This window comes from Micromonospora sp. NBS 11-29 (assembly GCF_002140155.1).
Lineage (GTDB): Bacteria > Actinomycetota > Actinomycetes > Mycobacteriales > Micromonosporaceae > Micromonospora.
In genome coordinates this window covers 259704-272097 of record NZ_NAPR01000004.1, presented here as the reverse complement: position 1 = coordinate 272097, position 12394 = coordinate 259704, and the positions used below count along the sequence as shown (strand labels likewise).

Below are 12394 nucleotides of genomic sequence, written 5' to 3'. Positions count from 1 at the left end.
GTCGGGTGCCTTTTCCGTGTCCTTCACCCGCCGAACCAGCCCGGCACGTCGAGGCGGAACACGTCGGCGGGGACCATCCGGCGCAGGTCGTCCTCGATGGCCGCGACCCGGTCGGCCCCCAGCGTCGCCGCCCAGCGGTCGCGCAGCTCGTCGAAGACCAGCGCGGACCGGTGCAGCCCGTCGTGGCCGCGGGCGGTCATCCGGACCAGCTTCCGGCGTGCGTCGGCGGGGTCGTCCACGCGTTCCAGGTAGCCGAGCGCGACGAGTCGATCCACCGTCTTCCCGGCGGCCTGCTTGGAGACGCCGAGGCGCTGCCCGAGGTCGGAGGCGGTGGTGCCGGCCGGACCCACGGCCTGGAGCACGAAGCCGTGCGCCGGGCGCAGCTCGGTGTGCCCGTGCCGGGCCAGCTCGGCGTGCAGGTCGTCGATGAGCGCGCGAAAGCCGGCGAGCAGGAGCAGCGGCAGCGCGAAGCCGGGGCGGTCAGGCGTTGCCATGCTCGACAACCACGTTTACCATTTCGTCAACCACGTTGACTATCCTACGGGAGGGGACCGACCTTGTCCCGCTTCACCGCGTACGCCCCCGACACCGCGCCCGCCGCCGCCCGCCCGGTCATGGCCGGCGTACATCGCAAGCTGGGCCACCTGCCCGCCGCCGTCGGCCTGATGGCCGGCTCGCCCGAACTGCTCAAGGGCTTCCTCGCCGCCAACGCCGCCTTCGACGCCACCGACCTCGACCCGATCGCCCGGGAGGTGGTCGTGCTGACGGTCGCCACCCGCAACGAGTGCCACCTCTGCGTGGCCATGCACACCGCCACGCTCACCCGCCACGATGCCGATCCCGACCTGATCCGGGCGCTGCGGGCCGGCGAGACGCTGGCCGAACCCCGGCTGGAGGCGCTGCGCCGGTTCACCATCGCCGTGCTCGACCACCGCGGCGCGGTCCCCGACGCCGACCTCGACGCGCTGCTCGCCGCCGGCTGGCAGCCGCGGCACGCACTGGACGTCGTGCTCGGCGTCGGGACCTACACCATCTCGACCTTCGCGAACCGGCTCACCGCCGCGCCGCTCGACAAACCCCTGAGCGCGTACGCCTGGGAGTCGACCGTCTGAATTCGCGCTACTACAGAAAATCTTTAGTTTTGTGTCTTCGCTCGACCGAGAACTAAAGATTTTCTGTAGTTTGCTATGCTGGCGTGTGCTCACCGATCGGCAAGATCACCGGCGCAGACTGCTCGGCCTCGCCATCCGTCAGCATGGTTACTTCACCGCTGCCCAGGCCGTGCAGGCGGGATACTCACACCAGGCTCAGAAGTATCACGTCGACTGTGGCAACTGGGTCCGGGTCGATCGGGGAATCTTTCAACTTCCGGACTGGCCGGCGCATCAGTTCGGCCCCCTGGTCCGTTGGGTGCTGTGGAGCGGCGGGAAGGGCGTCGTCAGCCATGCCAGTGCGCTGTCCCTGCACGACCTCGGGGACTTTGACCCGGCAGTGGTGCACCTGTCGGTGCCGCCGCGATTCCGGCGGTCGGCTGCCGGCGTCGAACTGCACCACGACGTCCCTCCCGCCGAGCACACCGAGGACCGGGAGGGATTTCGCGTGACCACACCGAGCCGAGCCCTGGCGGAGTGCGCGCAGGGGCGGATGGAGCAGCAGTGGCTCAACGACGCCGTCGCCGACGCGCTCGATCGAGGTCTGACCACACCACGTCGCCTGCGCGCCGCCGCCACGGAGCTCAACCCGACGGCAGAACTCGGCGTTCAGATGGCGCTGGGGGCGGTAGGCCGATGAGTAGGAGATATGCGACGGCTTCCGCTCTCCGTGCCGCCCTCGACGATCGGATGATCGAACGTGCACGCGTCTCGGGTAGGGACCCGAACTGGCTTCGCCGACGCCTTGCCTTCACTCGTCTCCTGGTCCGACTCGTCAACGACCACGCCGACATCTGGGTGTTGAAGGGCGGGATGGCCGTCGAGTTGCGCAGACCCGGCCTGGCGCGATCGACACGCGACGTCGATCTGGTCATCCGCCCGGGTCTGGTCGATGATCCGGCCGATGGCTCGGAACTCCATGAGGTGCTCACCGAAACCCTGCTCGTTGATCCGGACGGCGATGGTTTCGTCTACTCCGCCGCCGCGCCGGCTCGCTTGCGCGACGACGCATACGGTCGCCCGGCCTGGCGGCTTCCGGTCGAGTGCCGTCTTGCGGGGCAACTCTTCGCCAAGATCAAGCTTGACGTGGTGGCGCGGCCCGAGGAAATCGGCGGGGTGGAACTGCGTGACCTGCCGGACGACCTGGCCTTCGCGGGCATCCCCACGCGTTCGATCTGGGTCGCTGACCTGCGGCAGCAGTACGCCGAGAAGCTGCACGCCCTGACGCGGCAATATGAGACCGGCGAATCAACCCGGGTCAGGGACTTGGTCGACCTGGTCCTGCTGGTGGAGGATGGCGTGCCGGCGGATGCGGAACTGGTCGGGCGGGTCCGCCACGTCTTCTCCATCCGACGCTCTCACCCGGTGCCGGACGACTTGCCGGATCCGCCCCCGTCATGGGCTGTGCGTTACGAGATCCTGGCCCTGGAGATCGGGCTTGCGGTCACGTCCGCAGTTGAGGCTCACAAGATCGTTGTCCAACACTGGCAGCAAGCTCGTATCGCCGAGAAAGCATGATCCTCCTCGTTAAGAAGGGGCCCCGCCTCTACCGAATGCGTTAAGCGGGGGCCCCTCCTTACCTCCGGCGGGGGGCGGCCCAGCCGAGGAAGCGGTCGTGCAGCGCACCCGGCTTCGGCGCGTTCCTCGGGTCGAGCCGGTGCAGGTCCTCGACGGCGGTGTAGAGCAGCCCGGCGAGGTGGATGCACAACGCGATCCGGCCGTCCACCCCGTACTCGGCCAGGAGCGTGAGCCGGGCGGTGCCGCACGGCCACGGGCCGCCGCAGGCCCGGCAGAGCCACAGTGGTCGGTGCGGGTCATGGCGTCGCATCGCGCTTCCCTTCGACGGGCTGGCGGGCTGGAGGCGGGGCCGTCCGCCGCCGACGTACCGGACGGCCCCGCAGCGGTTTCGTCCGTCCTTTCGGGTCGGATCCGAACGATTCCGCTTCGCCCAGTTTCGGGACGGCGGGACTACGTTCGGAAGGCGTATGGTCGCCCTGTGTGTCGGCCCGGGCGGTCGGTGAGGTCCGGTGAGACACGCGGAACCCGGCCGTGAGGGAGGCGTGCGGATGGACGAGCGCTTGCAGGTGTTGATCGATGAGCTGCGGCACATGCGGGCGGCCCGGCGGATGACCCAGGATGATCTGGCGAAGGCGGTCACCTATTCGCCGTCGACCGTGGCGATGGTCGAGACCGGCGCGCGCAGGCCGCCGCCGGACTTCTGGGACCGGGTGGACGTGGCGCTCGACACCGGTGGCGCGTTCGCCCGGATGCTGACGCGGCTCGGGTCGCCGCAGTGGATGCGGGAGTGGGAGGCCAACGAGCGGCAGGCCACCGTGCTCCGGTCGTACGAGAACACGGTGGTGCCAGGGCTGTTGCAGACGTCGGCCTACGCCCGCGCGTTGTTCCGCAGCGTCGGCCTGTTCGACGAGGCGGAGGTCGAGCGGCGGACGGAGGCCCGGCTCGCCCGGCAGGCGGTGCTGACCGGGGAGAAGCCACCGCAGCTCGTCGCGGTCCTGGACGAGCATGTGCTGCGCCGCCCGGTTGGCGGCCCGCTGGTGATGCGCGAGCAGGTGCTGCGGCTGGTGAAGGTGGCGGACGAAAATCCTCGGGTACGGATCCAGGTGGTGCCCGCCTCGGTCGGCGCATATCCGGGTGTCGCGGGGGCCTTCGTGCTGGCTACCCTGCCCACTGGGGAGGACGTCGCCTATCTCGACGATCAGCTCAAGGGCCAGGTGGTCGACCGCACCGAGGACGTGCTGGCGGTCCGGTCGTCCTGGGAGTCGATCGAGGGTGAGGCGCTGCCGCCCCGGCAGTCGATGGAGTTGCTGACGGAGGTGGCGGAGACATGGCGGATCTGACCGGTGCCCGGTGGCGCACCAGCACCCGGAGCAGCACCAACGGCGGTAACTGCGTCGAGGTGGCCGACAACCTTCCCCGCGTGGTCGCGGTGCGCGACAGCAAGGACCGCGACGGCGGCGTGTTGACGTTCCGCCCGGCCGCCTGGCGCGCGTTCGTGGCGTCGACCCGCCGGCGCTGACCCGTTCGTCAGCCCCGCAGGAACGGCAGCAGCAGGGCGGTCAGCTTCGCCGGTTGCTCCTCGAAGAGCCAGTGGCCGCAGTCCTCGACCACCTCGCCGGTGACCGCGTCGGCATATCGGCGCACCTGCTCGGCCACCTGTCCGCCGAGGCTGGCCTCCGCGCCGATGGCAAGCACCGGCATCGGCAGCTTCGTGCCCCGGTACGCCGTGTTGTCCGCGACGTCCTGCCCGAATGCCCGAAAGTAGGCGAAGCTGGCCCGTAGATGCGCCTCGTCGCGCAGGTGACCGGCATACTCCTCGATGTCCTCCGGGCCGAGACTGCCCTTGTTGACCATGATCGAGTCGGTGAACCGGTCGACCCACAGCGCCTCCCGGCCGGCGACGAGTTGCTCGGGCAGACCGTTGGGCACGGTGAAGAAACCGAAGTTCCACACCGCCGGGCCGGCGGCGGTCAGTGCGGGCATCGCGTAGACGCTCTCGTCGGGGATCGGCGCCTCGCTGAGCACCAGCCGGGCAACCGAGTCGGGATGGGCGGCGGCGTAGGCGTACGCGACCATGGTGCCCAGGTCGTGACCGACCAGTCGGATGTCCCCCGCCAGGTCGAGCCCGGTGAGCAGCCCGTGCAGGTCGGCGGCGACGGTCTTCTTGTCGTACCCGCCGGGCGGGGCGTCGCTGTCGCCGAAGCCGCGCAGGTCGGGGGCGATCACCTCGTACGACCGCGCCAGCTCGGGCAGCAGGTGCCGCCACATCCGCCAGCACTGCGGGTAGCCGTGCAGCAGCACCACCGTGGGCCCCCGGCCGCCCCGCACATAGTTGATCTCCACGTCGCCGACCCGGCCCCGCTGCTCGCTGAATCCCGCCGGTACCCGCCCGTCACCCATCCCGCCGACTACCCGCCCGCCGGGGTGTTAAAAGGGGGCCCCGCCTCTACCAAATGCGTTAAGAAGGGGCCCTTCCTTGCACCTCAGGGGGGTGGAGGAGGATGGGGTAATGGCTCGTGGGTTTCCGTACACCGATCTCAAGGACTTCCTCGCGGCCCTGGAGCGCGCCGGGGAGCTGCGGCGGGTGGGCGTGCCCGTCGACCCGACGCTGGAGATGAGCGAGGTCGTCACCCGGACCGTCCGCGACGGCGGGCCGGCGCTGCTGTTCGAGCGGCCCACCCGGGGCGAGATGCCGGTGGCGGTCAACCTGTTCGGCACCGAGAAGCGGATGGCCATGGCGCTCGGCGTCGAGACGCTGGACGAGATCGGCGCGCGGATCGGCTCGATGATCAAGCCGGAGCTGCCGGTCGGCTGGTCCGGTATCCGCGAGGGTCTCGGCAAGGTCATGCAGCTCAAGTCCGTGCCGCCGCGCAAGGTGAAGACCGCGCCGTGCCAGCAGGTGGTCTACCGCGGCGACGACGTCGACCTCGACCGGCTGCCCGGCCTCCAGGTGTGGCCCGGTGACGGCGGGATCTTCCACAACTTCGGGCTGACCCACACGAAGCACCCGGAGACCGGCAAGCGCAACCTCGGCCTCTACCGGCTCCAGCAGCACGGCCGTAACACGCTCGGCATGCACTGGCAGATCCACAAGGACTCCACCGCGCACCACGCCGTCGCGGAGCGGCTCGGCCAACGGCTCCCGGTGGCCATCGCCATCGGCTGCGACCCCGTCGTCTCGTACGCGGCCACCGCGCCGCTGCCCGGTGACATCGACGAATACCTGTTCGCCGGGTTCCTGCGCGGCGAGCGGGTCGAGATGGTCGACTGTCTGACGGTGCCGTTGCAGGTGCCGGCGCACGCCCAGGTGGTGCTGGAGGGCTATCTCGAACCGGGCGAGCGGCTGCCCGAGGGCCCGTTCGGCGACCACACCGGTTTCTACACGCCGGTCGAGCCGTTCCCGGTGCTGCACGTCGAGACGATGACCATGCAGCGTGAGCCGGTCTACCACTCGATCATCACGTCGAAGCCGCCGCAGGAGGACCACGGTCTGGGCAAGGCCACCGAGCGGATCTTCCTGCCGCTGCTCAAGCTGATGATCCCGGACATCGTCGACTACGACCTGCCGGCCGCCGGGGTCTTCCACAACTGCGCGATCGTGTCGATCCGCAAGCGCTACCCGAAGCACGCGCAGAAGGTGATGAACGCGATCTGGGGCGCCCACCTCATGTCGCTGACCAAGCTGATCGTGATCGTGGACTCCGACTGCGACGTGCACGACTACAACGAGGTGGCGTTCCGCGCCTTCGGCAACGTCGACTACGCCCGCGACCTGATGGTCACCGAGGGGCCGGTGGATCACCTGGACCACGCCTCCTACCAGCAGTTCTGGGGCGGCAAGGCGGGCCTCGACGCGACCCGCAAGCTGCCCACCGAGGGCTACACCCGAGGCTGGCCCGAGGAGATGACCATGTCGCCCGAGGTGGTCTCCCTGGTCGACAAGCGCTGGCGGGAGTACGGGATCTGATGACGGCGGTGGCGGAGCGGCCCGGCCGCGTCAAGTCCTTCCTCAAACTCGTCGCGATCGAGCACTCCGTGTTCGCGTTGCCGTTCGCGTACCTGTCGGCGTTGACCGCCATGCAGGTCACCGGCGGGCGGGTGCGGTGGGGGGACCTGCTGCTGATCACCGTGGCGATGGTCGGGGCGCGGACGTTCGCGATGGCCGCCAACCGGATCCTCGACCGGCGGATCGACGCGCGGAACCCGCGTACCGCGAACCGGGAACTGGTCACCGGGGCGGTGAGCGTGCGGACGGCCTGGACCGGCGCGGCCGTCGCGCTGGTGGTCTTCCTCGCCGCCGCCGCCCTGCTCAACCCGCTCTGCCTGGCGCTCGCGCCGCTGGCCGTGGTGCCGCTCGTGGTCTATCCCTACGGCAAGCGGTTCACCAACTGGCCGCACGCCATCCTCGCGGTGGCCCAGGCGGTCGGCCCGGTCGGCGCCTGGCTGGCGGTCACCGGCACGCTGGCCGGCTCCGGGCCGGCCTGGCTGCTGGGCGCGGCGGTCGGGCTGTGGATCGGCGGCTTCGACCTGATCTACGCCTGTCAGGACTCGGAGATCGACCGGGAGATCGGCGTGCACAGCGTCCCGGCCCGCTACGGGCGGCGCTTCGCGCTGCACGCCTCCACGGTCGCGCACGTCGTGACGTTCGCGCTGTTCATCTGGTTCGGTGCGCTGGTCGGGTTCGGCTGGCTCTGGTGGATCGGGTTGGCGCTCACCGCGGTCGCCTTCGCCTACCAGCACCTGGTGGTCACCCCCACCGACCTGAGCAAGGTCAACCGGGCGTTCTTCACCGCCAACGGGTTCGTCGGCATCGCGCTGTTCGTGCTCGCCCTGCTCGACCTGGTGATCCGGCTCGACCTGCGGCCCTGAGCCGGCCGCCCGGTCAGGGCGTCGCCGCCACCGGGTAGCGGGCGCTCTCCAACGTCCAGTCGACCGTGCCCCGGACGGCGGCGGCCAAGCCGTCGAGATGGGCGGTGACCGCCTCGTCCAGCGCCGGGCCGAACGACGGCACCGCCGCGCGCAGCGCCACGAAGCGGGTCATCTCCGCGCGCCAGTGCCCGGCCACCAGGTCGACCGCGGCCGGCAGCGGCACGCCCCGCTCGGCGGCCACCGCCAGCACCAGGTTGTGCCCCCCACCGGCGGCCCGGTCCCGTTCCAGCGAGGCGATGTCGTTGAACCAGGAGAGCAGGTCGTTGGCGAGGTCGGCGAGGTGTCGCAGCGCCCGATGGTGGTAGACCGCGTCGGGTAGCGGCCGGCCGGAGGCGAACTCGATCAGCGGATACGACACGTACGCGGCCGAGGTGGCCCGGCGCAGCCGCACGTAGTCCGCGACGCCGGGCGGCCGACCGGCCGAACTGGCGGCCGCCTCCCGGGACACGCCGTCGAGGTGGTCGGCGACGGCGTCGGCGAACCGCAGCCGCCAGCGCGCCGGCATCCGGCGTCGCGGCTCCCGCCACGCCTGCACCAGCAGCCGGCGCAGCGGACCGGAGAAGCCGGGATGGCGGGCCCGGGGCCCCTCGCGGAGCAGCGCGAGCGCGCCGTCGCGCAGCGCGCGGATCCGCTCCGGCGTCGGCCGGTCCGGCCCGTCGCAGGCGTCGTCGACCAGGAAGAACCAGGTGAACAGCGCGGCCAGCACCCGCAGGTCGGGCGCGGTGGCGTCCGGGTAGAGCCGGCCCGCGTACCGGGCGAAGCCGGCCCGCGCCAGCCGCTGCCGGGTGACCGGGTCCAGCGGCAGGCCGAGCCCGTCGAGCCGGCCGACCAGCCAGCGCTGCACCTCGTCGGCGTGCGGGGAGAGCCGGGGCGCGATGGGGCAGTCGGAGCGCAGCGCCCGCAGCACCGCCGCCGTCATCACCGGGCCCTTCCAGGGAACGTGGGTCGCCGGTCAGAGAATCCCACGCGGCGGGAAGTACCGTCGACCCGGTGGGCATCCAACGCGGCTGACCAGGCAGGCTTGACGGTATGCGCGAACCATGGGTGGTCGGCGTCTCCGGCGCCTCCGGCACGCCGTACGCGGCGGCGGTCCTGCGGGGCCTACTCGACGCCGGTGCGGCGGTGGNTTCCGGGACGGGCACTGGGCCGAGGACCTCGCCGCCTGGCTCGACCGCGACCTCACCGGAGCGGACCTGCGGCACTGGCCCGCCGGGGACCTGGCCGCCGGCCCGAGCAGCGGCTCCTACCGGGTACGCGGCATGGCGGTCGTGCCGGCCAGCACCGCGGCCTGCGCCGGCATCGCCATCGGGCTCTCCAAGGACCTGCTCCAACGCGCCGCCGAGGTGAACCTCAAGGAACGCCGGCCGGTCGTCATGGTGCCCCGGGAGACGCCGGTGACCCGCAGCCACCTGGAGCACCTCATCGCGCTGCACGACGCCGGGGCGGTCGTGCTGCCGGCCAGCCCGGGTTTCTACGGCGCCGGGGCGGCGGCCACCGCCCCGCAACTGGTCGACTTCGTGGCCGGCAAGGTGCTCGACGCGCTCGGCGTACCGCACACGCTGTTCCGCCGCTGGTCCGGTGAACTCGCCGCGGACCGGACCTGATCCCGCGCACGGCCGGCCGCAGCGGCCGGTCGGGGCACGACCCGGCGACGGCCGGACCGCGCCCCGCTCACTCAGTACATGCCGGCGTTCGCCGGGCCGGGGCCGGTCGAAGCGGTCGGGCCCATGTTGCGGGCCTTGCCCATGTCCTCCGCCTCGTCCAGCATGCCCTCCCCCTCAAGCAGGGCCCGCACCTCGGATTCCCGAAACCGGCGATGCCCGCCTGGAGTCCGGATGCTGCCGATCCGGCCGGCCGCTGCCCATCTGGTCACGGTCTTCGGGTCAACCCGAAACAGCGCAGCGACCTCACCCGGTGTCAGCAGGCGATCTCCAGTGTCCACAGCCCCCTCCTCGCGTCGACGAAGCCCCCGGCTGAACACACTGCCCCCGGCCGGTGCGAGCCCAGAGCCGTCATGAGGGACGTATGGCAATTACAGCACCAGCGACCGGGCGTGTCCGCCAAACGCGAAAAACGCACACACTGAGAAGTTAGTAAATGGTACCGGCGTAGAACCCCCGTGACCGCACGTTTGTGAATGGCGACGTGACGTCATGTTCAACGGGTGCCGACCGTGTCCGGTCACGCCCAAACGGATAGGGTCACTCTCCGTGGACACGATCGACCTGAGCCTCGTGGAGTTGCTGCGCGGCAACGCGCGCCTGTCGTACGCCGAACTGGCCCGCCAGGTCGGCCTCTCCGCCCCGGCCGTGCATGAACGGGTCGGCAAGCTGGAGTCCGGCGGCGTGATCCGGGCATACCGGGCCGAGGTCGAACCGGAGGCGGTCGGCCTCGGGGTCACCGCGCTGATCGGCATCGTCGAGGACTCCGACGCCGACACCGACGACGTGCTGGAGTCGTTCCGCCAGATCCCCGAGATCGAGTCCTGCTACTTCATGGCCGGCGTCGAATCCTTCCTGCTCAAGGCCCGCGTCGGCACCATCGTCGAGTTGGAACGGCTGATCGTCCGCCTGAACCGGATCCCGGGGGTCGCCTCCACCCGCACCGGCATCGCCCTGTCGACCAAGTGGGAGAACCGCCCCCAGCCGCTCGTTCCCCCGACCCCCTGACCACCGGCCGCACCGGGCCGGCAAATCCGAGCCTGCCTCGCTTGTAACGTTGCCGGCGTGACTCATCTCGACCGGTGCGACGAGGCCAGCCGACGCTGGGTGACCGAGGCCATCGCCACGGTCGAGGCGGACGCCAACCGCTCCGCCGACACCCACCTCCTGCCCTTCCCGCTGCCCCGCCAGTGGGGCATCGACCTCTACCTCAAGGACGAGTCGGTGCACCCCACCGGCTCGCTCAAGCACCGGCTGGCCCGCTCGCTGTTCCTCTACGGGCTCTGCAACGGGTGGATCGGGCGGGACACCACGATCGTCGAGGCGTCCTCCGGGTCCACCGCGGTCTCCGAGGCGTACTTCGCCCGGATGCTCGGGCTGCCGTTCATCGCGGTCATGCCCGCCTCCACCTCACCCGAGAAGATCGCCCAGATCGAGTTCCAGGGCGGGCGCTGTCACCTGGTCCAGGACCCGGCCAAGGTGGTGATCGAGGCGCGGTGGCTCGCCGAGGACACCGGCGGTCGTTTCATGGACCAGTTCACCTACGCCGAGCGGGCCACCGACTGGCGGGGCAACAACAACATCGCCGAGTCGATCTACGCCCAGCTCGCGCTGGAGCGGCACCCGCTGCCGGCCTGGATCGTGGTGGGCGCCGGCACCGGCGGCACCAGCGCCACCATCGGCCGGTACGCCCGCTACCGCCGGTTGCCCACCAAACTGTGCGTGGTCGACCCGGAGAACTCCGCGTTCTACCCCGCCTGGCAGGCCGGCGACTGGTCGGTCCGCACCGGACGCGGCTCCCGGATCGAGGGCGTCGGCCGACCCTCCGTCGAGCCGTCCTTCCTGCCCAACGTCGTGGACCGGATGGTCCAGGTGCCGGACGCCGCGTCGCTGGCCGCCATGCGGGCCGGTTCGGCGGTGCTCGGCCGCCGCGTCGGTGGCTCCACCGGCACCAACCTGTGGGGCGCCTTCGGGCTGATCGCGGAGATGCGCGCCGCCGGCCGGACCGGCTCGGTGGTCACGCTGATCTGCGACCCGGGCGACCGCTACGCCGACACCTACTACTCCGACGAGTGGGTGGCCGCGCAGGGCCTCGACCTCGACCCGCACCTCGCCACCATCGAACGGTTCCTGGCCGACGGCGGCTGGCCCGCCTGACCGGTCAGCGCGGGTCGACCCGCTCGGCGAGGCCCGGGTAGCGCACCACGAAGCCCTCCGGGTCGACGTCCAGGTCGGCGCTGTAGGTGTCGCTGGCGTACCGCACCCGACCGGGCCCGAGCGAGGTGTAGACCTGCTCGGCCGGGAGCACGACCAGGCCGGGCAGCAGCACCCAGGCGACCGTCACGCCGGTCGCCAGGTCGGCCGGGAGCCGGCCCAGCCCGATCCGGCGGATCGGCAGCGTGTTGGTCAGCGGGGACCCGCCCAGGTCCACGTCGAGCGCCTCGGCCAGCCGGTCCGGGTCGTCCGTGCCGGGCAGGCCCGCTGGCGGATGCCCGGCCGCGCGCAGCGCCGCGTCCAGGTCACCCTCCTCCCCGGTACGCACGCGCCACCCGTCGCCGCCCCGTTCGAGGCGTACGCTCCGGGCCCAGCCGGCGCCGTCCGTGTCGACCTCCAGCCGGCTGGTCGACCAGTCCGGTGCGACGGTCAGCCGGTACCGACAGGTGTAGGGGATCGGGTCCACGGCCAGCGCCACGCCCTGCGCGGTCAGCCCCTGGCGGTCGTCGAGCACGACATGCTCGGAGCCGGCGGTGTCGGTCCGGACCCAGAAGAGCGACTTCGGCATGGACCGGACGTTACGCGACCCGGCGGACACCGGCAGCGGATGCGCGAACGCCGCCGCCGAGCGGATGCTCGACGGCGGCGTNCCCGCCGAAACCGCGCCGGTCGTCCCGACCCCGCCCCTCGGGACGGAACCCGCCCCGATGCTCGGCCGACCGGAAGTCGCCCCGCTCACCGAAGCGCCGGTCGGCGTGGCCGTCCCGGTCGAAGCGCCGGTCCGCCTGCGGACGGTCCTCGTGGCGCCGCTCGGCCTGCGGACGGTCCTCCCGACGGCGGTCGGCGAAGCCGTGGCCGCCGGGCCGGTCGTCGTACCGCCGGTCGTCCCGCGCGTAGCCGGGCCCGCCCGCCGGCCGGTGC

The 12394-nt window shown here is 71.6% G+C and carries 15 protein-coding genes and 1 pseudogene; 10 read left to right on the top strand and 6 right to left on the bottom strand.

All coding sequences use genetic code 11. The features are described 5' to 3' along the window. Positions 1-23: 23 nt before the first annotated feature. The gene (locus B1205_RS05300) at positions 24-494 is read right to left on the bottom strand and encodes a MarR family winged helix-turn-helix transcriptional regulator (RefSeq protein ID WP_089154586.1); all 471 of its coding nucleotides are present in this window, start codon (positions 492-494) and stop codon (positions 24-26) included. 63 nt (positions 495-557) lie between these two features. Between B1205_RS05300 and B1205_RS05295 the strand changes: the two genes are divergently transcribed. From B1205_RS05295 to B1205_RS05285, 3 genes are all read left to right on the top strand, one after another. Continuing rightward, positions 558-1112 carry a carboxymuconolactone decarboxylase family protein gene (locus tag B1205_RS05295; RefSeq protein ID WP_089154585.1) on the top strand — a complete coding sequence of 185 codons (555 nt, stop codon included), beginning with the start codon at positions 558-560 and terminating at the stop codon, positions 1110-1112. Positions 1113-1197: 85 nt separating this feature from the next. Next, positions 1198-1791, top strand: coding sequence for a type IV toxin-antitoxin system AbiEi family antitoxin domain-containing protein (locus B1205_RS05290; protein ID WP_089154584.1), 594 nt, complete (start codon positions 1198-1200; stop codon positions 1789-1791). A 50-nt stretch (positions 1792-1841) separates the two neighbouring features. After that, positions 1842-2669: a nucleotidyl transferase AbiEii/AbiGii toxin family protein gene (locus tag B1205_RS05285; protein WP_176308430.1), complete on the top strand. Its 828-nt coding sequence runs from the start codon at positions 1842-1844 to the stop codon at positions 2667-2669. A gap of 58 nt (positions 2670-2727) precedes the next feature. On the opposite strand, the gene B1205_RS05280 is transcribed toward B1205_RS05285, so the two are convergent. After that, positions 2728-2979, bottom strand: coding sequence for a hypothetical protein (locus B1205_RS05280; protein WP_089154582.1), 252 nt, complete (start codon positions 2977-2979; stop codon positions 2728-2730). A 238-nt stretch (positions 2980-3217) separates the two neighbouring features. Here B1205_RS05280 and B1205_RS05275 point away from each other — a divergent pair, with 238 nt between their 5' ends. Both B1205_RS05275 and B1205_RS05270 read left to right on the top strand, forming a co-directional pair. After that, the gene (locus B1205_RS05275) at positions 3218-4009 is read left to right on the top strand and encodes a helix-turn-helix domain-containing protein (protein WP_089154581.1); all 792 of its coding nucleotides are present in this window, start codon (positions 3218-3220) and stop codon (positions 4007-4009) included. Further along, the gene (locus B1205_RS05270) at positions 3997-4188 is read left to right on the top strand and encodes a DUF397 domain-containing protein (protein WP_089154580.1); all 192 of its coding nucleotides are present in this window, start codon (positions 3997-3999) and stop codon (positions 4186-4188) included. The genes B1205_RS05275 and B1205_RS05270 overlap by 13 nt, the downstream gene beginning before the upstream one ends. An 8-nt stretch (positions 4189-4196) precedes the next feature. Here B1205_RS05270 and B1205_RS05265 read toward each other — a convergent pair whose 3' ends face one another. Then, positions 4197-5069, bottom strand: coding sequence for an alpha/beta fold hydrolase (locus tag B1205_RS05265; protein WP_089154579.1), 873 nt, complete (start codon positions 5067-5069; stop codon positions 4197-4199). A 109-nt stretch (positions 5070-5178) separates the two neighbouring features. Here B1205_RS05265 and B1205_RS05260 point away from each other — a divergent pair, with 109 nt between their 5' ends. Continuing rightward, positions 5179-6636, top strand: coding sequence for a menaquinone biosynthesis decarboxylase (locus B1205_RS05260; protein WP_089154578.1), 1458 nt, complete (start codon positions 5179-5181; stop codon positions 6634-6636). Then, positions 6636-7538 (top strand): menaquinone biosynthesis prenyltransferase MqnP, encoded by a 903-nt coding sequence (gene mqnP, locus B1205_RS05255; RefSeq protein WP_176308429.1) that lies wholly within the window; start codon positions 6636-6638, stop codon positions 7536-7538. Before B1205_RS05260 ends, mqnP begins: the two co-directional genes overlap by 1 nt. 13 nt (positions 7539-7551) lie before the next feature. Here mqnP and B1205_RS05250 read toward each other — a convergent pair whose 3' ends face one another. Beyond that, entirely contained in the window at positions 7552-8517 is a 966-nt protein-coding gene (locus B1205_RS05250; RefSeq protein ID WP_089154576.1) for a terpene synthase family protein, read from the bottom strand. A gap of 110 nt (positions 8518-8627) precedes the next feature. Here B1205_RS05250 and B1205_RS05245 point away from each other — a divergent pair. After that, positions 8628-9202: pseudogene (locus tag B1205_RS05245) on the top strand (UbiX family flavin prenyltransferase). A gap of 71 nt (positions 9203-9273) precedes the next feature. On the opposite strand, the gene B1205_RS05240 reads toward B1205_RS05245, so the two are convergent. Continuing rightward, a complete protein-coding gene (locus B1205_RS05240) occupies positions 9274-9540 on the bottom strand; it encodes a BldC family transcriptional regulator (RefSeq protein ID WP_013473529.1) in 267 nt (88 codons plus the stop codon). 268 nt (positions 9541-9808) lie between these two features. Here B1205_RS05240 and B1205_RS05235 point away from each other — a divergent pair, with 268 nt between their 5' ends. Both B1205_RS05235 and B1205_RS05230 read left to right on the top strand, forming a co-directional pair. After that, a complete protein-coding gene (locus B1205_RS05235; RefSeq protein ID WP_089154575.1) occupies positions 9809-10267 on the top strand; it encodes an Lrp/AsnC family transcriptional regulator in 459 nt (152 codons plus the stop codon). Positions 10268-10324: 57 nt separating this feature from the next. Continuing rightward, entirely contained in the window at positions 10325-11416 is a 1092-nt protein-coding gene (locus tag B1205_RS05230; RefSeq protein ID WP_089154574.1) for a PLP-dependent cysteine synthase family protein, read from the top strand. A gap of 4 nt (positions 11417-11420) precedes the next feature. On the opposite strand, the gene B1205_RS05225 is transcribed toward B1205_RS05230, so the two are convergent. After that, a complete protein-coding gene (locus B1205_RS05225) occupies positions 11421-12041 on the bottom strand; it encodes a putative glycolipid-binding domain-containing protein (protein WP_089154937.1) in 621 nt (206 codons plus the stop codon). Between the last annotated feature and the right edge of the window lie 353 nt (positions 12042-12394).

Coding starts and splice junctions, on each gene's coding strand:
- B1205_RS05300 (WP_089154586.1), bottom strand. CDS start 494: ATGGCAACGCCTGACCGCCCCGGCTTCGCGCTGCCGCTGCTCCTGCTC.
- B1205_RS05285 (WP_176308430.1), top strand. CDS start 1,842: ATGATCGAACGTGCACGCGTCTCGGGTAGGGACCCGAACTGGCTTCGC.
- B1205_RS05280 (WP_089154582.1), bottom strand. CDS start 2,979: ATGCGACGCCATGACCCGCACCGACCACTGTGGCTCTGCCGGGCCTGC.
- B1205_RS05275 (WP_089154581.1), top strand. CDS start 3,218: ATGGACGAGCGCTTGCAGGTGTTGATCGATGAGCTGCGGCACATGCGG.
- B1205_RS05270 (WP_089154580.1), top strand. CDS start 3,997: ATGGCGGATCTGACCGGTGCCCGGTGGCGCACCAGCACCCGGAGCAGC.
- B1205_RS05265 (WP_089154579.1), bottom strand. CDS start 5,069: ATGGGTGACGGGCGGGTACCGGCGGGATTCAGCGAGCAGCGGGGCCGG.
- B1205_RS05260 (WP_089154578.1), top strand. CDS start 5,179: ATGGCTCGTGGGTTTCCGTACACCGATCTCAAGGACTTCCTCGCGGCC.
- mqnP (WP_176308429.1), top strand. CDS start 6,636: ATGACGGCGGTGGCGGAGCGGCCCGGCCGCGTCAAGTCCTTCCTCAAA.
- B1205_RS05250 (WP_089154576.1), bottom strand. CDS start 8,517: ATGACGGCGGCGGTGCTGCGGGCGCTGCGCTCCGACTGCCCCATCGCG.
- B1205_RS05225 (WP_089154937.1), bottom strand. CDS start 12,041: ATGCCGAAGTCGCTCTTCTGGGTCCGGACCGACACCGCCGGCTCCGAG.